The sequence below is a fragment of the Pelotomaculum propionicicum genome, assembly GCF_004369225.1.
GTDB classification, from domain to species: Bacteria; Bacillota; Desulfotomaculia; order Desulfotomaculales; family Pelotomaculaceae; genus Pelotomaculum_B; species Pelotomaculum_B propionicicum.
Window position 1 is genome coordinate 1 of sequence record NZ_QFFZ01000007.1, and the last position, 19,495, is coordinate 19,495.

19 protein-coding genes are annotated in these 19,495 nt (G+C 50.1%); 7 read left to right on the forward strand and 12 right to left on the reverse strand.

Going from position 1 to position 19,495, the window contains the following annotated elements; translation table 11 throughout:
• Positions 1-190: 190 nt before the first annotated feature.
• Both Pmgp_RS04750 and Pmgp_RS04755 read left to right on the forward strand, forming a co-directional pair.
• Positions 191-502: a hypothetical protein gene (locus Pmgp_RS04750; RefSeq protein ID WP_134212832.1), complete on the forward strand. Its 312-nt coding sequence runs from the start codon at positions 191-193 to the stop codon at positions 500-502.
• Positions 503-900: 398 nt separating this feature from the next.
• Positions 901-2,172, forward strand: a complete 1,272-nt coding sequence (locus tag Pmgp_RS04755; protein ID WP_134212833.1) for an L-lactate MFS transporter — start codon at positions 901-903, stop codon at positions 2,170-2,172.
• 85 nt (positions 2,173-2,257) lie between these two features.
• Here the strand turns inward: Pmgp_RS04755 and Pmgp_RS04760 are convergent, their stop codons facing one another.
• From Pmgp_RS04760 to Pmgp_RS04770, 3 genes are all read right to left on the reverse strand, one after another.
• Positions 2,258-2,596, reverse strand: coding sequence for a hypothetical protein (locus tag Pmgp_RS04760; RefSeq protein ID WP_134212834.1), 339 nt, complete (start codon positions 2,594-2,596; stop codon positions 2,258-2,260).
• Between the two features lie 174 nt (positions 2,597-2,770).
• Positions 2,771-3,577 carry a CoA-transferase subunit beta gene (locus Pmgp_RS04765; protein WP_134212835.1) on the reverse strand — a complete coding sequence of 269 codons (807 nt, stop codon included), beginning with the start codon at positions 3,575-3,577 and terminating at the stop codon, positions 2,771-2,773.
• A 13-nt stretch (positions 3,578-3,590) separates the two neighbouring features.
• Positions 3,591-4,604 (reverse strand): CoA transferase subunit A, encoded by a 1,014-nt coding sequence (locus tag Pmgp_RS04770; protein ID WP_134212836.1) that lies wholly within the window; start codon positions 4,602-4,604, stop codon positions 3,591-3,593.
• Between the two features lie 697 nt (positions 4,605-5,301).
• Here Pmgp_RS04770 and Pmgp_RS04775 point away from each other — a divergent pair.
• Together Pmgp_RS04775 and Pmgp_RS04780 are read left to right on the forward strand one after the other, a co-directional pair.
• Positions 5,302-6,363 carry a CoA transferase subunit A gene (locus tag Pmgp_RS04775; protein WP_134212837.1) on the forward strand — a complete coding sequence of 354 codons (1,062 nt, stop codon included), beginning with the start codon at positions 5,302-5,304 and terminating at the stop codon, positions 6,361-6,363.
• Between the two features lie 44 nt (positions 6,364-6,407).
• Positions 6,408-7,193, forward strand: a complete 786-nt coding sequence (locus Pmgp_RS04780; RefSeq protein WP_134212838.1) for a CoA-transferase subunit beta — start codon at positions 6,408-6,410, stop codon at positions 7,191-7,193.
• A 174-nt stretch (positions 7,194-7,367) separates the two neighbouring features.
• Here Pmgp_RS04780 and Pmgp_RS04785 read toward each other — a convergent pair whose 3' ends face one another.
• A complete protein-coding gene (locus Pmgp_RS04785; RefSeq protein ID WP_134212839.1) occupies positions 7,368-8,039 on the reverse strand; it encodes a response regulator in 672 nt (223 codons plus the stop codon).
• Positions 8,029-9,333 (reverse strand): sensor histidine kinase, encoded by a 1,305-nt coding sequence (locus tag Pmgp_RS04790; RefSeq protein ID WP_134212840.1) that lies wholly within the window; start codon positions 9,331-9,333, stop codon positions 8,029-8,031. Before Pmgp_RS04790 ends, Pmgp_RS04785 begins: the two co-directional genes overlap by 11 nt.
• A 192-nt stretch (positions 9,334-9,525) precedes the next feature.
• Between Pmgp_RS04790 and Pmgp_RS04795 the strand changes: the two genes are divergently transcribed.
• Positions 9,526-10,044 carry a gamma carbonic anhydrase family protein gene (locus Pmgp_RS04795; protein ID WP_134212841.1) on the forward strand — a complete coding sequence of 173 codons (519 nt, stop codon included), beginning with the start codon at positions 9,526-9,528 and terminating at the stop codon, positions 10,042-10,044.
• Positions 10,045-10,049: 5 nt separating this feature from the next.
• Here the strand turns inward: Pmgp_RS04795 and Pmgp_RS04800 are convergent, their stop codons facing one another.
• Positions 10,050-11,048 (reverse strand): inorganic phosphate transporter, encoded by a 999-nt coding sequence (locus tag Pmgp_RS04800; RefSeq protein ID WP_134212842.1) that lies wholly within the window; start codon positions 11,046-11,048, stop codon positions 10,050-10,052.
• A gap of 10 nt (positions 11,049-11,058) precedes the next feature.
• A complete protein-coding gene (locus Pmgp_RS04805; protein ID WP_134212843.1) occupies positions 11,059-11,673 on the reverse strand; it encodes a DUF47 domain-containing protein in 615 nt (204 codons plus the stop codon).
• A gap of 172 nt (positions 11,674-11,845) precedes the next feature.
• Between Pmgp_RS04805 and Pmgp_RS04810 the strand changes: the two genes are divergently transcribed.
• The gene (locus tag Pmgp_RS04810; protein ID WP_134212844.1) at positions 11,846-12,691 is read left to right on the forward strand and encodes an SDH family Clp fold serine proteinase; all 846 of its coding nucleotides are present in this window, start codon (positions 11,846-11,848) and stop codon (positions 12,689-12,691) included.
• Between the two features lie 67 nt (positions 12,692-12,758).
• Complete coding sequence (locus Pmgp_RS04815) at positions 12,759-13,808, forward strand: histone deacetylase family protein (protein WP_243119731.1); 1,050 nt, start codon at positions 12,759-12,761, stop codon at positions 13,806-13,808.
• A gap of 96 nt (positions 13,809-13,904) precedes the next feature.
• Here the strand turns inward: Pmgp_RS04815 and Pmgp_RS04820 are convergent, their stop codons facing one another.
• The 5 genes from Pmgp_RS04820 to Pmgp_RS04840 all read right to left on the reverse strand — a co-directional run bounded on the left by Pmgp_RS04820 (position 13,905) and on the right by Pmgp_RS04840 (position 19,446).
• The gene (locus Pmgp_RS04820) at positions 13,905-14,090 is read right to left on the reverse strand and encodes a small, acid-soluble spore protein, alpha/beta type (protein WP_134212846.1); all 186 of its coding nucleotides are present in this window, start codon (positions 14,088-14,090) and stop codon (positions 13,905-13,907) included.
• Positions 14,091-14,189: 99 nt separating this feature from the next.
• The gene (locus Pmgp_RS04825; RefSeq protein ID WP_134212847.1) at positions 14,190-15,344 is read right to left on the reverse strand and encodes an efflux RND transporter periplasmic adaptor subunit; all 1,155 of its coding nucleotides are present in this window, start codon (positions 15,342-15,344) and stop codon (positions 14,190-14,192) included.
• A gap of 13 nt (positions 15,345-15,357) precedes the next feature.
• Positions 15,358-17,745, reverse strand: coding sequence for an FtsX-like permease family protein (locus Pmgp_RS04830; RefSeq protein WP_134212848.1), 2,388 nt, complete (start codon positions 17,743-17,745; stop codon positions 15,358-15,360).
• A complete protein-coding gene (locus Pmgp_RS04835) occupies positions 17,745-18,455 on the reverse strand; it encodes an ABC transporter ATP-binding protein (protein WP_134212849.1) in 711 nt (236 codons plus the stop codon). Before Pmgp_RS04835 ends, Pmgp_RS04830 begins: the two co-directional genes overlap by 1 nt.
• A gap of 97 nt (positions 18,456-18,552) precedes the next feature.
• A complete protein-coding gene (locus Pmgp_RS04840; protein WP_134212850.1) occupies positions 18,553-19,446 on the reverse strand; it encodes a YitT family protein in 894 nt (297 codons plus the stop codon).
• Between the last annotated feature and the right edge of the window lie 49 nt (positions 19,447-19,495).

Consider the following 19,495-nt stretch of genomic DNA (forward strand, 5'->3'; position numbering starts at 1 on the left):
TACAGTATTCGCGCGCATGACCGGTACCGTTACCGTACTTGCTGTGGAATCTGGTACTTGATTTTATTGGCTTCGGTACCCGTAATTTAAGGGAACCGGTTCCCAAACTACCATCCATCATCCATATAGTTCCTTAACTGGAATTATGGCTGTTCGGTGGTCCTAAATCTATTATACGAGGTGATGAGAGATGAAAAGACCTGAATTCAACGTATTCAGAGAGATGTTTTTAGATTGCCTGTGCCGCGGGACCGAACTTGACCCGGCAGCCGCCGCTGAGAAGAAATGGGCGGATATGGGTGAACAGGCTGACAGGAGGAAAATACTGGAGTCTGTAAATAAGAGGCTGAAGAAGGAGTATGGTGTGGAATTCGATATAAACCATAGACTCCTGTCGGTTGACGGCCCTGTGGAAAGCGCTATTATCCAGACTTTTCACGAGCTCAGCACCATTAACATCATGGAAAGGATCAACGCTAAAATTAAAGCCAGGATGAATTAATTTAATGATTAAAAAGAACAAAAAGATAATTAAAAAAATTTTTTAAAAATATCGTCAATTTTTGCAGGAATTTTTAAACAAGTTGTTGTATAATATTAAGCAAGAGGCCGGTGAAAGACCTATTTGCCGGGTCGTATTAGAGTAACCGCCTCGTATAATGGTTTTTGGGGGTATAGTTAAACCGGCTGGACCGGTATTACCCGCTGGGACTAGTTGTTCCAACGGCGTGTGCTGTGTTCGGTGCGATTTTTCTATAAGTCCTGAAGACCGTTTTTATTTTTAGGCTGGAATGGAGGTGATGAGTAAAAATCCAGCAGGGAATCATTCTTATTTTATGTTCTTAGTACCAGTAAGTGTCATTATTTGGATATTCAATAAAAACGAAAGGACGTGAAATTATGCCTAGATGGGTTCCTCTTGTAGGCGGATTACTGGGCAGCACCACCTGCGGTTTACTGCTATATGCCTTCAGCGTTTTTATCAAGCCTCTCAGGGCACAGTTCGGCTGGACTGCTGCTGAAGTGCAGCTTGCTTACGCTATTGCCGTGTTAGTGTTCGGTCTGATGACCTTCCCGGCCGGCAAACTGAGCGACAGGTTCGGGCCCAGACCGGTTGTCGTCATCGGGGGCGCGATCGTTGGTATCGGTTTCTTCCTGACTTCAACCATTAAGACTCCATTTGAATTATACCTCTATTACGGCCTTATCGCTGGTTTTGGCGGCGGCCTGGTTTACCTGCCGCCGATTGCCACCGCGCCCAAATGGTGGCCCGACCGGAGGGCGCTGGCCACAGGCCTCGCGGTGGTAGGCCTCGGATTAGGTTCATTTATAATGGGCCCGCTGGCCACATCCATGATTAACGCCTTCGGCGGGGCTCTGCCTGTGTTCAGGTATGTCGGCATCGCGATGTTCTTCATGGCTATTATTGCCGGGCTTTGCTTGTCGAACCCCCCGGCTGGTTATAAGCCGGCCGGCTGGAACCCGCCCGCGCCCAAGGAAGGCGCGCCGAAGGTGGGCAGGGACTACACCTTCGGGGAGACAATCAGGACCGTCCAGTTCTGGCTGCTCTACTTCGCTTACTTCTGCGGCTCTTTTGCCGGACTGATGGTTATCGGAGTTATGGCCGCCCACGGCATTAATGAAATGAACAAAGAGGCGGCAGCCGCAGCAGGAGTGGCTGTAAGCGCGCTGCCCAAAGACGTGACGGCTAAGATCGCTATGCAGGCCGCTTATGCAACCAGCAGTCTTAACGCCGCCAACGCTCTTGTCAGGGTATTGATCGGAGCTATTGCCGATAAGACTGGCACAAGGATTTGCTTTATGGTAACCTTTATTCTTCAAGTGGTTGCTATGCTGGTCCTGTTCCCGGTCGGCAAAGCCCTGTTCCTCCTCTGTGTGGTCGCTATCATCATCGGCTGGAACTACGGCGCCATGTTCACCCTGTTCCCGGCCACCTGCCTGCAGTACTTCGGCCCGACGGCGCAGGGCTCCAACTACGGCCTGCTGTTCACCTCCTGGGGTATCGCCGGCTTTGTATCGAACCTGCTGGCCGGCAGAATGTTCGATATGTTTGGCACCTACATGATGTCGTTTACCATTGGCGCCGTATTTGTCGCGGCCGGTGTAATTGCGCTTATTATAACCAAACCGCCGCAAAGGCTGTCAGCCTAAATCTAACGGGCAAACTAAATAACTGTTTAAAAAAGAGCGTCCTGCTGTCGCAGGGCGCTCTTTTACGATAACTGATACTGTCCGGTTATTTGAATATCTTCCCGTAGCAATTGCCGCAGACATAAAAACCTACCGAACTGCGGCAGATGATCAACTCCTCGAATTCTTCGCCGGGACGCCACTGGTAGCATTCCGGGCAGCGCTCCAGTTCGCTGCCGGCCCACCGGCCCCCGCAGGAGAAACAAAGGAAATAGGCGTCCGCGGCTCCACCGTCTTCTTTTATCTTTACCAGCCCCTGGTTTTGACAATTTGGACACTCATAAACCGGTAATTCACAGCCGCATGAATCACAAACGGCTTTCTCATTGCCGCTTACCCGCATCTCCCAACGGCAGCCGGGACACACCAATTCAGTCCTTTGCACCGGACTAACCCCCATCCGCTTAACACTGCATGGATTTACCATGCTCTTAATTCAATAATACACAGGCCCGCCCTTACACGCAACCACCCCGTTGAATTGTTTTTACGGCAAAGAAAACGCGCCTTTTGCCAAGGCGCGGGTGAGTAGGGGGTATATAATTTTTTATCTCTTTTTTTATTCCTTGATTTTCTTTCTGACGAAATACCCTTTAGGATCGATGACTTCCCGGATCAGGCGGATCTCTTCGACTGTGGGCGGTTCAAAAGCGTATACATCATCCGGGATGATCAGTTCAAAACCTGTTGCTTCCTGCACGCTTTTGACAGTCTCGCCGGGGAGAGTGGCAATGAGTTTCATCCGTTTGGTCTCATCGTCAAAGCCCATAATAGCCTTGGTGGTAATGACCCTGTATGGCCCCTGTCCGGCCATGCCGGCGCGCCAGCGGGCGTTGGGGGAACCATCCAGGTAGCCGGGGCTGGTGATGTAGTCAATTTTTTCATTAAAACGCCTGGGCTCGTGCACCATGATGATAATGGTGCGCTCGCAGGAGCAGGCCATGTCGCTGGCGCCGCCGCTGCCTGGCAGGCGGGTTTTGGGTTTTTGATAGCCATCCGGGAATGAACCCATCATAGTGGAGTTGAGGTTGCCATAGGGGTCGATTTCGGCGCCGCCGATGAATCCGAAGTCGCAGAAACCGCGCTGGGTCAGTTCAAAGGCAGAGTTAAGACCAAGCAGGTAGTTAGCCTTGTAGGTAGTTCTGGAACCGCCTACTGAAAGAGGCAGGCCGCGGGACAGTTCCGGCCCCACAGCGCCGGCTTCAAATACCGGGACAATACCGGGGCCGTGGGTCAGCTGGGCCAGGGTGATGGCCACCATGGGCAGGCCGGTGCCGGCAAACACCACTTTATTATCGATCAGGGTCCTCGACCCTGCCACCACGATCATCTCTTGGGGAGTAAAGTCTTCCGAATATTTTGCCACTATATTCCACCTCCTAACTTCCTAATACCGTGTAGGCCGCGTCAAGCCGGATACCGGGCTCAATCTTCTGGACATACTGGATTTGGCTGAGCGGAATCTTGTTGATAAACTCGGTTGTATTTTCCACACCGAAGATGTAGTTGTCATAGTATTCCTGGAGCGGAGCGCGGTCACCCTTGCGGAACTTCTCACAGGCGTTCCTGAACTCGGGGATGTGCTTTTCATCATAATAGTAAAGCCCGCCGCTGTTGCCCGGATAGGCGCCGAAAGGCACTTCAATAACCGCGTCAACAGCGAAGTAGGGTATGCTAATCCTGTTCGGGTAGCGGGTCATGTCGTCATGTTCGATCAGGCGGTCACAGGTAACAATGGTGTGCGCCGAGGCCATGGCTATTTCAGGGCAGGTAAAGAGCGGGCCCTGGATCCGGCAGTTGCCGTAGATGTCAGCTTCCTGCACGTGGACGAGCGCGACGTTCGGGTGAGAGGCCGGCAGAAGCATGATCGGCCTGTTGGTAAACGGGCAGTCCTGCACAACAGCCCGGTTGGTCTTCAACATGTCGCTGCCCATCGGGCTGCGGCAGGGGATGAAAGGCAGGCCCATGGAACCGGCTTTAAACCTGGCGGACATGTTGTAGTTGCTCCAGTCTTCCAATTCAATCAAGGAATTCTCGGTCAGATAGCGTAAAAGCGGGGAGATGCCGAAAGCTTCATGCGCCAGATAGGCAAGTTCCATCCTCTTAATGCTGTTTTTGGCGGGATCAAGGCACATGGCTCCAGCCAGGTATTCAGGGGCGAGACCGGCGGACTGGAAGGAAAGGGTTAAGTCTTTTCTTCCCTGCCTGATGATCTCATGCACAATGGCGATGGGCTGCCTGGCGTTAACAAACCCGGCTATGCCAAGGTTGTCTCCGTCTTTGACATACTTTTGGACCGCCTCTTTAAGGCTTATTCTTTTGTCTCTTTTTGATTTGTCCTTGTTTGCCAGGAATTGCCTGGCTTCATCGGGTGATAGGCCTGTCCAGTACATATTCACTCTCCTTTTCGGTTTCTAAAATCCAAATAAACACTTTTTGGATTCTATCCCGCCGACTAATCGGGATGCCGCCAAAACAAAAATATTCGTCCAAATGGTTATTAATTGTTGGCAAATAAAAAAATAAAAATCGTCTGTCCCACAGTCATTAGTTCATATAAATTATGGACCGGCATTTTTGTTAAGGCTTCTTGAAACCTTTCCTTTCCTGTAGTCTACACTCTCTTTAATTTTTATAAAAATTTAACCCCCTTAAAAATTAATTTTATTTGCATAATAAAGATGATTCTATTGGCTATAAGAACAGTGCTTATTGTACTAAAGGGCTAGTACTATCTAGTGTTTTTTTAGTGAAATTTTGTTGAAAAATTAAGAAAAGTCACAATTTTTCGGATTATTAGAGCGTTTAGTCCCTACTATAAAATAATTATATTAATCAAATAAAAATTATCATATTGTCTTAAAGGACAATGGCAGTATGTCTCATTGAACTAGGCCACCCGTCCATTGTTGGTGTATTTAAAAGCCTGTAAGATTAAAAAGAGCGCGATTCCCCGCTTTTACAATATATTAACCAGGCCCGGGTGTTAAAAATTTTTGCACTGGGGGGTGAAACCGGCTTAATAACGTATTCCCGTTGTTTAATTGATTGCTGTATTGAAATCAGACTTTTTAAGGAGGAGGTAAAAAAATGATAAACACAGTAAGTTCCAACATTAAGAACATCTCCACTCTGGAGTACAAGGAGAAAAAATTTGAATACTGGGGACCGACACCTGACGAGTCAAGGAAATTGATGGTGAACAAGTCCCACGCCCTGAAAGACAAGAGAATGTCTTTGAAGGAAGCTGTGGGCAAACACATCAGGGATGGTATTAACCTGGGTATCGGCGGCTTTGTCAACACCAGGGTCCCAGTTGCCATTATTCATGAAATAATAAGACACGGGGCCAGGGACCTGACCCTGTCCTTCCAGTCGAACTCAATATGTCCCGAATTACTGGCGGGAGCCATGATCCTGGATCCTGACCGTGTATCCATAAAGCGCGTCGAACTGGCCTGGTGGGGTTATGAGATTATCGGCATCGCTCCCATGGTACGCTACCTTGCTACCAACGGGATTATAGAAATGGATGACTACACGAACTATGGGATGTCAGTAAGATTTAAAGCAGCATCGATGGGAATTCCCTTTATACCGGTTAGAGACCACGGCGGTTCAGATATGGAGTTGGTGAACAGGGGTAAAATGATTGAGTGTCCGTTTACCGGCAAGAACGTCTACCTCCTTCCGGCCTGCCATCCTGATGTTGGTATTGTTCACACCACAGCCGCGGATATGTACGGCAACGCGAGAATATTCGGCGCCTACTGCACCTGTCCGGAAATTGCCATGGCTGCCAATGCTACGATCATGACTACAGAAAAAGTGATTCCCACTGAAAGCATTAGGTCTTATCCAAACCTGACCGAAATCCCCTTCCCGGTTGTTGACACGGTAACTGAAGTGCAATACGGCGCCCATCCAGGGGCAAGTTACGGATACTACTGGTTCGACATGGACCACATCAAGATGTTCAGAAGCATCTGTGAAGACTTCCGCAAAACCGGGAACAAGGACGCATTGAAGAAGTACTACGACGAGTATATCTTTGGCTGCGAGAACCATGATGATTTCCTCGAGAAGATTGGATACAAGACTCTTAAGAAATTAAAGGATATGGATGGCGGCCAGCCTATTATCCTGACCTAGCAGCAGCTTTAAATTAATAAATTATTATACGAGGAGGTAAAAAAATGTCTGAATATACGCCATTTGAGATGATAGCCTACACTGGCTCCAGAGTTCTTAAGGACGAGAGAATAGTGTTCGTGGGCACAGGCCTGCCGATTATTGCAGCGATGCATGCTCAGCTGACCCATGCCCCCAACCTCTATATGATTTATGAAGCCGGCTCGCTGGCCCCCATTCTGGAAATGGGCATGCCGCTGTCTGTCGGTGACACCAGGGCCGCCCGTAAAGCCTGCTACCTTAAAGGGCTTTGCGGAGCTTTTGAGCTGACCCAGAGAGGATGCGCGGACTACGCCTTCATCGGCGGCGCGCAGGTAGACATGTACGGCAATATCTGTTCAACCATTGAAGGCCACAATTATGACAAGCCTGGCATCAGGTTCCCGGGAAGCGGCGGCGCAGGAGCCATGGCGGCCAACTGTGAAAAGACCATCGCCATTATGGCGCTGGAAAAAAGAAGGTTTGTCAAGAAACTTGACTTTGTCACCAGCATAGGTTTTGGCGACGGGGCCCCCGACTACAGGGAAAAAGCAGGGGTGCTGGGTTCCGGACCTTACAGAGTAATCACCAACCAGGCGCTTTTTGGGTTTGACGAGGCAACCAAGCGAATGATGCTTTTGGAAGTAAAACCGGGCAGGACGCCGGCGGAGATCCAGGAACTGGTTGACTTTGAACTGATTATCCCGCCGGATGTCAAGGAAATGGCTGAACCTACTGATGAAGACCTGCGCTTGCTCAGGGATGTTATTGATGCTGAGGGATACTTCCTGAAGAGGGTTATCAAGAAATAAGTTTTTTACAAAATATAACATTTCAAATATGGAGGTGTTGTTTATTTAGAGTAAAACAGTCTTTCCAGGACTTTAGAAATTAAAAAGATAACTACCCCCTACTCACCTGGCGCCTTGGCAAAGGGCGCACTTTTTTTGTCGTGGGATATGGACCCAACTTCCCATTTCCCACGTCTAATTGGGTTCCATCATCTTTTCTTGAATGGCTAGCACGGCCGCCTGGGTGCGGTCATTGACATCCAGTTTGATTAAAATACTGCTGACATGAGCTTTTACGGTACGCAGGGTAATGTTCAGCTTGCTGGCTATTTCCTTATTGCTGTGCCCGTTGACAATCAGCTGCAGCACCTCTTTTTCACGAATGGTCAGCAGGGAAGGCTCCTTTTGCGCCTGGTGGTGAGGGGTCCCCTGAACCAGGTTTACCAGCAGCTCATTGGCAATAGCTGTGTCTACAAAATAACGGCCTTCAGCTACACTCTCAACAATTTCTATTAACTGCTCCGGCGGGCTGTCCTTAAGCACATAAGCTGAGCAGCCGTCGCGGATCGCCTGTACCACCTTATCGTGCTGGTTGCTCACAGTTAAAATGATAATCTGGATGCCCGGGTGTCTTGCTTTAATGATGCGGGCTGCCCTGATACCGTCGATTTTGGGCATGTTGACGTCCATCAAAACCATGGTTGGTTTATGTGCCGCTACCGCTTCCAGCGCTTCCTCGCCGTTGGTGGCTTCGCCTACCACGGAAATATCGTGCAGTTCAAAAAGCATCCTTAAGCTGCGGCGTACCAGAGGGTCATCGTCGACTAACAATAACCGGATTTCGCTGTTCAAAAATTCATTCATCATTTACAACACCTCGCCGAGCCTGATTATAAACAGGCAGGGTGACAATGAATTTGGTTCCCCAGCCCGGTTCGCTTTCAACTTTAATTGTACCGCGGTGTGCTTCAATGTTTTTTTTGGCAATGGCCAGCCCCAGCCCTGTACCAGTTTGTTTAGTGGTGAAAAAGGGCTCAAATATTTTTTGCTGAATCTCAAGGGAAATGCCGCTGCCCCAGTCTTCAACCACGGCAAAAACCTGGTCAAATGAGTGGTTAGTGGATACACGTACAGTTCCCCCGTCTTCAGTAGCTGCGATAGAGTTGGAAAGGAGGTTGCCGAAGATCTCCTTAAGTTTCTCACAGTCAGCCAATATGGCGGGGACAGGTTTGTTCAGGGAGGTTTCGATAATAACGCCCTTCCCGTATTGATTTCTGTATTCTGAAACCACATCTTTAAGAAGTTCGTTTAAATCAATCTCTTCAAAGCGGAGGTAGGTGTCACTGGAGAAATGAAGGAGGTCTTCCATGGTCCTGCTGACTCTGTCAACCGCTTCTTTGACAATTTTCAAATCTTCGTTGATGTCCATTTTCCAGGAAGATTTTTTTTCAACAGAATAAAGGGAAAGCCTAATGGAGGTAAGAGGGTTCTTAACTTCATGCGCGATAATGGCGGCAGCCCTGCCCAGGGCGGCCAGCCTTTCAGCCTGCTTTACCTTCTGTTCCAAAACGGTAATTATATGATCTTTTTCTTTAAGGTCCTTTTCGTAGGTCAAGGCGTTTTTGACCGCGATGCCAATCTGGTTGGCAACCAGCTCCAGCATGCGCAGGTCCCTGATACTGAAATCACCCCGGCTTTCCGGGCGGGTGACGTGGATGGTACCGATAAATTCCCCTTCCAAAATTATGGGTGCGCCAATACCGAACAGGATGCCTTCGCGCCGCATCGCTGACTGAAAATAGGGAAGCTTTTTAATATCCTCTACCGGGTGGATATCTGTGGACCGCCAGCCTTTTTTGGTGGCGAGCTGCTTTTTGAAAAGAAAGTGGCTTGAGATATTTTCAGCGAACTGTTTTAAAAGCCTGTCGCTGAATCCAATATTGGAGTGAATGGTCACCTTGCCGGTTGTTTCGTGGTAGAAAAAAATACCGCTTTTGGTATGTGGTATGAGCCTGGGCAAATAAGAGTGGACCGATTGAAGAATCTCGTCCAAATCCAGATGTGAATTGACAATGCTGCTTATATCCAGGAGCATCTCAAGCTCGTCCACGGACAGGTCCTTATTAAATTCCCCTTTGCCGCCGGTCCTCGCGACTGACATTAAAAGCCTCCCTCTCGTTAAAAAATGAATAAATACTATATTAAATATTATTATAGTATGTTCTGCCTAAATTAGCACTTCAGAATTTTTTCATAATTATAAAAACATAGCTTTTTTTAACAATGCTTGATCAAAAAAAAGTTTGGGAAGATAATGGTAGGTAATAAATATGGGAGCAGGGGGAGAACATACATGATTTACCTGTATGAGGGAGTTGAGCCTGTAATAGATCAAACAGCTTTTATAGCGCCGGGCGCCGTGGTAATTGGCAAAGTGCGGGTGGGCCCGCAGGCAAGCATCTGGTACAATACCGTCGTGCGCGGGGATTATGATCAAGTCAGCATAGGCGCCTGTACAAGTATTCAGGACGGGTCCATCCTGCATGAACATGCCGGGTTCCCTCTCTTTGTAGGTGAAAGGGTAACTGTTGGACACCGGGTTGTGCTGCATGGTTGTACCATTGAGGACGACGCTTACATAGGTATGGGTTCGATCATTTTAAACGGCGCGCGCATCGGCGCCGGCGCGGTAATAGGGGCTGGTTCCCTGGTGCTGCAGGGACAGGATATCCCCCCGGGCATGCTGGCTATGGGGGCGCCCGCAAAAGTGGTGAGGGCTATCAAAGAGGAGGAGCTGCCAAGATTCCGGGGAGCAGTGGGCAGGTACCTTAATCTGGCGGAAAAACACCGCGGCATTGTACGGTTAAGTTAATCATTTTAAAAAAAGACAGATACGAGCAAATAAGTCAGGCTGGCGAAGATGGCGGTTATGGGCAGCGTGATCAACCAGGCTACGACCATCTGCTGGGCGGTAGTCCAGCGGACTGAGGAAAGACGCTTGGCCGAACCTACTCCCATGATCGAGGATGAAATAACGTGGGTGGTGCTGACCGGCAGCTTAAACAGTGTGGCCATGATAATAATTAATGCTGACGAGAAGTCGGAGGCAAAGCCGCTGGCAGGCTCCAGCTTGATAATCCTGGTGCCGATAGTCTTGATGATCCTCCACCCGCCAACCGAAGTGCCGAGTGCCATGGCTAAAGCACACAGCGCCTTTACCCAGTCAGGAACATCAAGGGTCGTTTGAAACCCACCGGCCACCAGGGCAAAAGTGATTATGCCCATTGATTTTTGAGCGTCATTGGTGCCGTGGCTGAAGGCCTGCCAGGCGGCGGTAAAGATTTGCATGGTCCGGAAGTTGCGGTTCACTTTGCCCGGGTTGAAATTTCTAAAAATAGCCGCAATAAGGTTCATTATGATATAACCGACAGTAAACGCTACCAGGGGTGAAATGATCAAAGCTTCGAGGATAGTTAAGAAACCCGAGAAATTTACTGCGCGCAAACCTTCGGCAGCAATAACCGCACCGGCTAAAGAACCGATAAGAGCGTGGGAGGAACTGCTGGGAATCCCGAAATACCAGGTAATCAGATTCCAGGCAATAGCTGCGATCAGGGCTGCCGCTACTATGACCACACCGTGTTCCAGTTTGAGCGGGTCGGCAATTTTGCCTCCGATTGTTTTGGCCACACCGGTAAAGGCCAGGGCGCCGAGGAGGTTCATGAAAGCGGATAATAGAATCGCAATTCTGGGCGGCAGGGCTTTGGTAGAAATAGAAGTGGCGATTGTATTAGCCGTATCGTGGAAACCATTAATAAAATCAAATGAAAGGGCCAGTAAAACAATTACGGTTATGATGAACATTGATTCAACCATTTCTCTCCCCTTATGAGTTGCGCATAATGATGCCCTCCAGAATGTCAGCCACATCCTCGCAGGCATCTGATACCTCTTCCATCATATAATAGATTTCTTTTCTTTTGATAATTTCAATCGGGTCGGTGCAGGTTGAGAAAAGGGTTTTCAGGCTGTCCCTGAGCAGGTCGTCGGCCACATTTTCGAGGTCATTAATTTTATGGGTGTGCCGGGGCATTTCCTTTAATTTTTTTTCAACAAGGCAATTAATGGCGTAGGCTATCTCCTGAGTGCACATTTCAATATTTCTGGCAAAAAGCTTCATAAAATCGTCAACTTCGGTAACATTAAAAAGGTCAAAGCTCCAGGCGCAGGCCTCCAGCAGATCCAGGACATCATCAAGTTTTATGGTAAGCCCCAGGATGTCCTCCCTTTCCAGAGGTGTGATAAAAGTGTTGTTCAGGGCGCGTATAATTTCATGAGTGTATTGGTCGCCTATGGATTCTTTGCATTTAATTTGAATGGCAAACTGCTCGGCATCTTCCAGGTTGTTCATTTCCTCCCGGAAAATCTGGGAAGTTACCTTTATATTTTCTACCACCTGCAGAAAATACTCAAAAAAAGTGTCCCTTTTCCTTTGAAACATAATTTCACTCCCAAGCTGTTGGTCTAAGCATATTTCTCTCTGATATCATACCATAACCGGAAGTTGTTAATGTTAAAACCATGTTAAGATTTTTTTAATAATAATTTAATTGCTTTTTGGATCAATTTGCGATACAAAGAAGTCAATGAAAAAATAAAGAAAGGAGCGGCTTATGCAGATAAATTTTTCGGAAATTATTTGGATTGTTTTCTTGCTCATGGCCATATTGCCTGTTTTAAAACAGCAGCGCCTGGAAATTATGCGGCTCAGATTGATGCGAAAAATTGAGTTGAGCCGCAAGTCACGGCTGATCACTCTGATCCACCGGCAAGAACTGCTCAGCCTGCTGGGCATTCCGTTATCCAGATACATCAATATTGAGGATTCCGAGGCTGTTCTCCGCGCCATTAGGCTTACTCCTGATGACATGCCGATCGACCTTTTAATGCACACCCCCGGCGGTCTGGTCCTGGCTTCGGAGCAAATTGCCAGGGCTTTGCAAAGACATAAAGCCAGAGTGACTGTGTTTGTGCCGCATTACGCCATGTCCGGCGGTACCATGATAGCACTGGCGGCTGATGAGATAATTATGGACGACAACGCGGTGTTAGGGCCGGTGGACCCCCAACTTGGTGAATTCCCTGCGGTATCCATTCTGGATGTCCTGCGTCAAAAGGATAAGGACAAGATTGACGACCGCACCTTAATGCTGGCGGAAATGGCCGGAAAGGCGATAAAACAGGTAAGAGAATTTGTGTACTACCTGCTCTCTGACAAAATGGAGGAGGAGAAGGCCAGGGAATTAGCGGAGCTTCTATCCAGCGGGAGCTGGACCCATGATTACCCCATAGACAGTGACCAGCTTAAAAAGATGGGGCTTCCTGTGACCGTAGGCCTGCTCGACGAGATATACGCTTTAATGGACCTCTACCCGCAGCCCGCCCAAAGGCGGCCTTCGGTTCAGTTTATCCCGCTTCCTTACGGTCGAAGGGAAGGTGAGCAGGGGGGAAAAAGGTAAGTCAGGGTTGTATTGATAAGTTTATTGCTTTTTTATAAATAATTACTTGTTTGGGGGAGGAGTTTTTTTGCGTACCGGTCTGGTATACGACACGGTCTACCTCGATCACGAAACTGGAAATCATCCGGAAAAAGCCTCGCGACTGTCACATACATACAATGTGCTTAAAAAAGCAGGAGTATTGGAGAACCTGCTCATGATCAAGCCGCGACCCGCCGGCACGGATGAGGTTGCTTTGGTGCATAACGAAGAGTACATTAACAAGGTGAGGGATTTTTCCAACAGGGGCGGGGGCAGCTTTGGGAGCGATAACAGCGGTTCCAGCGGCACTTACGAAGCCGCCATATATGCGGCAGGAGGTACCCTTACGGCCATAGAGGCGGTCTTAGGCAAACAAGTGGAATCTGTTTTTGCCCTGGTGCGGCCTCCGGGCCATCACGCCACACAAGGGCAGGCTATGGGTTTTTGTTTCTTTAACAACGTAGCCATAGGCGCCCGCTATGCAGTAAAGAGATACGGCCTGCGGCGGGTACTGGTGATAGACTGGGATGAGCACCACGGCAACGGGACAGAGCAGATTTTCTACAGCGATCCCTCTGTTTTATATTTTTCGGTGCACAGGGACTGGAGTTTTCCGGCCACTGGTCTCGCTGACAGGACTGGTCAGGGCAGCGGTGAGGGATACAATATCAACGTCCCTCTTCCCAGAAGGTCCGGTGACGCAGACTACGAATACGTTTTCCGGCAAATTCTCGTGCCCGTGGCTGAAGCCTACCGGCCGGAACTGGTTTTAGTATCCGCCGGGATGGACTGCCATGCCAAAGACCCAATCGGGCAGATGAGCGTGACCTCCGGCGGTTTTCTGAAACTGGCTGAAATGGCCTGTGAAATAGCCTGCGACTGCTGCAATGGCGCCCTGGTGGCGGTGCTGGAAGGCGGTTACAACCTGAATGCGCTGGCGGAGGGTGTGTTTGCGGTTATTCATACACTGAACAGGTGGGAGAAGCAAAAAACCAGAGCCCTGGAATCCAACCTCCCGGTAAAAAATACAGTAAAAGGTGTGGTTAATAATGTTAAAGCTATCCAAAAGAAATACTGGCCGGTTTTACTCGTCTGAGGAATAGGTATGGTCATCAGATTGAAATCGAACCTACACCGTTGATTTTCTTCCTCACAAACTTAGGGATGCCCTTAATGGGCATCCCGTTTTTGGCTACCGCGCCCCTGTCATAGACCGCTCGGCCCGTTCGATGGCAAGCCGGACAAGGTTACCGCAGTCTTTTGAGGAGACGTTGCCGAAGTAACCTCCGTCATTGCGCACCACGTTACCAACACCAAGCTCATCGGCTAACTCGTACTTGAGCCTTTCGGACATTACTCCTCCACGCCTTCTGCTCATTAGCCTACCCCCCTTGTTAAATTGGGACGGCAGCCGTTATTATTGTTTGATTAAAATATTTATCATAACCCTGGAAAAATGTAGGGTTAAATCCCCCGTCTATTTAACCCTGGTCTTTTCAGCCAGGTTAAGGCCGGCGTCCCGGACAACCTGATCTTCAGCCGTCAGCCCGCTGGATATTTCAACATTTTCCTGGTCGCTAATCCCGGTTTTCACCAGTTGGTGCTTAATTCGTTTTTCAATTACCAGCATGACTTCTTTTTGTCCATCCTCTCTGGTCCGCACAGACTCCCTGGGCAGTGTCAGTACGTCCTGACGGCTCATCGTTTCAATGGAGACGCGCACCTCATAACCTGGCTTCAGGTTGACCGGAGCGGGCAGAGTGATAATTACCGGCACCCGCCGCTGAATAACTCCCAGGGCAGAGGTTTTTTCCTCCGCCTGCGGGTAGATTTTTTTCACTTCGCCCACCAGCGCCTGCTGGCCTAATACCGGGGCTGTGACAGTAACTCTTTGGCCTATTTTTATATCTGCCAGGTCATCGCTTAAAATATCGGCTTTAACCTCCAACTGCTCTGACATCGCAACATTGACCAGCAGTGTGCCCTGGTTAACCACCTGTTCCTGTTTTACCGGCAGGGTCAGCACAATACCGTTAACCGGACTCTTAACTGTCAGCTGCCGCTCCTTGGCGCTGAGCTGCTGCAGTGATTGGTTCAGCCCGGCCCTCTGGGCCAGGGCGCTTTCCAGGATGGCGTTCTGTTCGCTTATATTCTGCCGGGCAGTATCAACCTGCAGCTTGGCCTTATCAAAATCAACCTGGCTGATTACCCCGGCTTGAAATAATTGTTGTGAACGGGCCAGGTTGTCCTGAGCGTCCTTTAATTCCAACTGCAGGCGCTCCAGGGCGGCACGGGCGCCGGCAGCGGCAGACGCGGCCTGGGAGATTTGGGAGTTTACATCGCTGATCTGTACCGCCAGGTCCAGGTTTTCCAATACAGCCAGGGTTTGTCCCTGTTCCACAGCCTGGCCGACCTCCACAGGTACTCCCACGACCCGGGCGCTTTGGGTGGCGTGTATGTCGTAGTTCGTGGCGGCCTGCACGTACCCGGTGTCGGTTACTGCCCGGATAATGCCTCCCTGCCGCGCCTGAACCGTCTCAACCTTTGTGCCGTCGTTGGCGTAAGCCCAGACGGTTATCACCAACACAATCGCAACCGCAGTTGCCAGGTAAATTATGGTTTTCCGTTTCAATTTCCATTCCTCCCTAATCCCTGGTCTTTAATACTTCCACCAGATCAAGCGTTTTCACTCCTCTGACCGCCAGGCGGTAGGCTGCCATGATGAAGAAGATCCCGCCCAGAGCCGACAGGGCGTAAGTGAGCGGGTAAATCACCACTTTGAAGGTATAGGTGCTGTATAGATCGGAAGATGACATCATGGCCTGGATGTAGTAGTCAGCGAGCAGGCGGCCGAAAGGCAGGCCCAGGGCAACACCCAAAAGCGTCTGCAGCAAATTTTCTTTAAGCAGGAGGCCGGAGACCTCCTGTACTGTAAAGCCAATTACCCGCAGGGACGCCAGCTCCCTTTTGCGTTCCGCAAAACTGATCACCGAAGCGTTGTAGACGATGGCAAACCCCAGTACTACTGCGAAAGCGACCATTACAAAGATGTAATAATACATGTAGTCCATCTGAGCGGCAAAGCTCTCCATTTCTTTCTTGTGGCTGAGCAGGGAGGATACCCCGGTCATGTCGTTGAGTTTGTTTTCCACCAGGTGGGCCTTGCCCGGGTCAAGCTTGAGCATAGCTCCGGAGATCAACTGGTTTTCCTGCAAGATCAGGTTGGTCTGGGCCAAAGTCAGGTAAGACATGCCGCCTATGAACTGCTGGCTGACGCCCATTATTTTTAAATTGCTGCGTCGTGTCGGGCCAAGGGGAAGAAGGGTTTCCACCTGCACCTCGTCACCCACTCGCACCTGTAGTTTTCTGGCTGTCGAACTGCTGATCAACAGCCCCCTGTCCGGCAGCCGCAGATCACTGCCTGTCTGGCTTTTCAGCCTTTGCATTTGTGTGTTGCCGGGCAGGCCGATCAGGAGTTCCTCCTGGGTACGGCCTGCGAAATGTATTTTCACAGGTATCTCAAATACCGGCTCAGCCCTGGTCACTCCATCCAGGCGGGTGATGTCCAGCAGTTCAGATTCCTTTACCGGTTCGGTGAAGCGGACAAAATAATCATACTTCTGTGAGAAGTATTCATTGATCATGACGTTTACGGTGTCCTGGAAGAAAAACGACACCACCATCATGCCGGTTGCGAAAACCACTCCCAGCAGGGTAACCGCGGAGCGGAAGCGGTTGCGCATGATTATCCGCAGGCACATCTTCCAGGTGGTATCAAGCCTGTGCCACAGCCGGGACCAGCTCTCCAGGAAGATTTTACCCGACCCCCGCGGCGGCCCGGACTGCATGGATTCGGCCGGCTGGATGGCAAGCACCCCGCGGGAAGCTGTTAAGCCGGCAACAGCGCCAACACTGAGGCTCAGTATAAAACCGTACAGCAAGGCCAGGCTGCTGACGCCGCTGATTACCTCGGGCAGGTTAAAGAACTGGGCGTAGACTCTGGAAAGGAATGACGCCAGCAAGATCCCTGTTAAAGAGCCCAGCAAGGCGCCCAGCGCGCCTACCAGCACGGCATAGCTGGAGTAATGCCACATAATCTGAAAATTGTTGTAACCAATGGCTTTCATGGTCCCGATTTGCGAGCGCTGGGCTTTAACCATCCGGCCCAGCATGACAAACTCAATCAGCGCGGCGATGCCCAGGAAGATGGAAGGCAGAAACCGGGCCATGATCCGCAGCTGGTCCATCTCTCCCGACAGGACGGCATCGCTCAGCTGCTGTTTGCGCGGGTAACTGGCCAGGTTGCCGTAAGGTTCCAGGATATTCTTAACTCTTTCAGCTATTTTTTTCTCATCAGATCCGTGAGCAATTTTTATAACCACTTGATTAACCTGCCCGGAGAGGTTTAGAATCTCCTGGGCCTGGTTGTGGGGGACCATGAAGATGCCGAAATTTCCAGGCTCGGGGATCAGGCTGGCCGCATCCTTCATCGGGTAGACAAATTCAGGCGCAGTAGCGGCGCCGACCACGGTTAAAGAGACCTGCCTGCCCTCGGCCACAATAGTCACCTTATCGTTGGGGGACAGCCTGTTGGCGGCGGCATACTGAGGGTCCAGCAGGACTTCCGCTTCGCCTGTCTCAGGGTATTTTTCAAAAAGCCGGCCGCTCAGCAGGTGCAGGCGGTTTACCTCAGTGTTCATGGGCAGGGGGTAACTGGTCAGGCGGGCACTGGCCCTTTCGCCGTTTTCTCTGAGTACAGGCACATCTTTCTGGATCCGCCCGGTAGCCCGGATTACGCCGGGGACCGACTCAATCTGCCTGATTACTCCCTCCGGCGCCTTAATTACCTGGAAATAGTAATCAGCGAAATTGTACTCCCGGTAAAACAAGTCTCTGGACTGGATCATATTGTAGGAAACAGTGCTCATGGATATATAGACAGTGATGCCCAGCATCACAACCGCAGTAACCGCCAGGAACTGGCCGCGGGTGGTTTTGATCGTCCTAAATAACTTTTTGGCCAGGATGCTCATTACCACTCAATCCTTTCCGGCGGCAGCGGAGACGCATTCTCAATGACCTCCACAATCCTGCCGCTGCTCATGCGCAGCACCCGGTGCGCCATGGCGCCAATGACCGCATTGTGGGTAACGATTACGACAGTGCTCCCGTGTTCCAGGTTAACGTGGCGCAGCATGGCGAGGATCAGCCTGCCGGTATGAGAGTCGAGAGAACCGGTGGGCTCGTCGCACAGCAGCAGCCGCGGGTTTTTTACCACAGCCCGGGCGATGGACACACGCTGCTGCTCACCACCGCTCAACTGGGCGGGGAAGTGGTCCATGCGCGTTTCCATACCCACTTCCCGCAGGACTTCAGCCGTGGGCAGGGGGTTGTCCACCAGGTTGGCCGCCAGTTCCACATTCTCCCTGGCGGTTAAGTCCGGAATCAGGTTGTAAAACTGAAAGACAAAGCCCACCGCGCTGCGCCGGTAATGGGTAAGCCGTGACTCACCGGCCCTGCTCATGTTTTCTTGGCCGAAATAAACCTCTCCGGTGGTAGGCAGGTCCATGCCGCCCATAATATTAAGCAGGGTGCTTTTGCCGGAGCCGCTTGGGCCCAGGATAACCAGCAGTTCTCCCGCGAATATGTCCAGGGAGGTTTCCTTCAGAGCTTCAACGGTAACTTCGCCCATGGTGTATGTTTTGGTGATTTTTTTTAAGCTCATTAAAACATTTTCCGGCATATTACCGCACCTTTATATATATTCTGCAAAAAATTTTCTTTTTTCATCATTCAGTTATATTGATTATACATTGGTTTTTCAATTGAAAATAGTGGTTTTACCTGCCTCTGCTGAACCCTTTACCCAGGACCTCACTTGCGTCGGATATGTACATGAAGGCCTCCGGATCGACTTCGGTTACAATCCTTTTTAGCCTGGCCAGCTCAAACCTGTGCACCACACAGTTAACAACATTTTTCTCTTTTTGGGTGAACGCACCGGCGCCGACGAAATAGGTAACACCCCGGTGCAGCTCATTAATAATTCTGCCGCCGATTTGAGAGGATTGATTGGAGACGATGATTACCGACTTGCTGGTGTTCAGCCCGGTGATGACTATATCTATTATTTTTCCTGTTACAAACATGGAGATGATGGTGTAGAGCCCGGTATTGAGGGGGAAAAACAAGAGGGAGATGGTGATCACCAGGAGATTGGAGTAGAAGGTAATCTCCCCGATGCCGAGATTTTTTTTCTTTCTTAAAATAACTGCTACAATGTCGGTGCCGCCGGTGCTGCCCTGGCCTCTGAAGACCAGGCCGAAACCAACGCCGCTGATAGCGCCGCCGTATATAGCCGCCAGGATTAAGTCAATCTGGGGGACAGGCAGGCAGCCCTGTGTCGCAGGCAACTGGGCGCTGAGGGCGATTGTGCCGGCCAGGCTGTAGAACAAAAAACTCCGGTTTATCTCCCTGGCGCCCCACCAGAAAACAGGGATATTTAATAGGATAATACTTAAATAAACCGGGATTTTAAATAAATAAAAGAGGACCAGCGCCAGCCCGGTAATACCGCCCGCCAGCAGGCCGTGCGGGATATAGATGGTGTTGAGGCTGAGCGCGACCAACAGCGTACCCGCCAGGATGAAAAGCAGGTTTATAAATATAGACTTTAGGGCTTCCGCCGGCGGAAAACGACTCCTTAAATTCTGTACAAAATAACCTGCGCTCATTTTAGTCCCCTCACAGTGGTTTATAGAGCAGAGTCGTCCATGGTGTTGA

Excerpts from the sequence above, each read along its gene's own strand:
- Pmgp_RS04790 (WP_134212840.1), bottom strand. The coding sequence starts at position 9,333 with ATGTCAGTCGCGAGGACCGGCGGCAAAGGGGAATTTAATAAGGACCTG.
- Pmgp_RS04830 (WP_134212848.1), bottom strand. The coding sequence starts at position 17,745 with ATGAGCATCCTGGCCAAAAAGTTATTTAGGACGATCAAAACCACCCGC.
- Pmgp_RS04755 (WP_134212833.1), top strand. The coding sequence starts at position 901 with ATGCCTAGATGGGTTCCTCTTGTAGGCGGATTACTGGGCAGCACCACC.
- Pmgp_RS04835 (WP_134212849.1), bottom strand. The coding sequence starts at position 18,455 with ATGCCGGAAAATGTTTTAATGAGCTTAAAAAAAATCACCAAAACATAC.
- Pmgp_RS04795 (WP_134212841.1), top strand. The coding sequence starts at position 9,526 with ATGATTTACCTGTATGAGGGAGTTGAGCCTGTAATAGATCAAACAGCT.
- Pmgp_RS04820 (WP_134212846.1), bottom strand. The coding sequence starts at position 14,090 with ATGAGCAGAAGGCGTGGAGGAGTAATGTCCGAAAGGCTCAAGTACGAG.
- Pmgp_RS04770 (WP_134212836.1), bottom strand. The coding sequence starts at position 4,604 with ATGTACTGGACAGGCCTATCACCCGATGAAGCCAGGCAATTCCTGGCA.
- Pmgp_RS04750 (WP_134212832.1), top strand. The coding sequence starts at position 191 with ATGAAAAGACCTGAATTCAACGTATTCAGAGAGATGTTTTTAGATTGC.
- Pmgp_RS04780 (WP_134212838.1), top strand. The coding sequence starts at position 6,408 with ATGTCTGAATATACGCCATTTGAGATGATAGCCTACACTGGCTCCAGA.
- Pmgp_RS04775 (WP_134212837.1), top strand. The coding sequence starts at position 5,302 with ATGATAAACACAGTAAGTTCCAACATTAAGAACATCTCCACTCTGGAG.
- Pmgp_RS04840 (WP_134212850.1), bottom strand. The coding sequence starts at position 19,446 with ATGAGCGCAGGTTATTTTGTACAGAATTTAAGGAGTCGTTTTCCGCCG.
- Pmgp_RS04785 (WP_134212839.1), bottom strand. The coding sequence starts at position 8,039 with ATGATGAATGAATTTTTGAACAGCGAAATCCGGTTATTGTTAGTCGAC.
- Pmgp_RS04805 (WP_134212843.1), bottom strand. The coding sequence starts at position 11,673 with ATGTTTCAAAGGAAAAGGGACACTTTTTTTGAGTATTTTCTGCAGGTG.
- Pmgp_RS04810 (WP_134212844.1), top strand. The coding sequence starts at position 11,846 with ATGCAGATAAATTTTTCGGAAATTATTTGGATTGTTTTCTTGCTCATG.
- Pmgp_RS04800 (WP_134212842.1), bottom strand. The coding sequence starts at position 11,048 with ATGGTTGAATCAATGTTCATCATAACCGTAATTGTTTTACTGGCCCTT.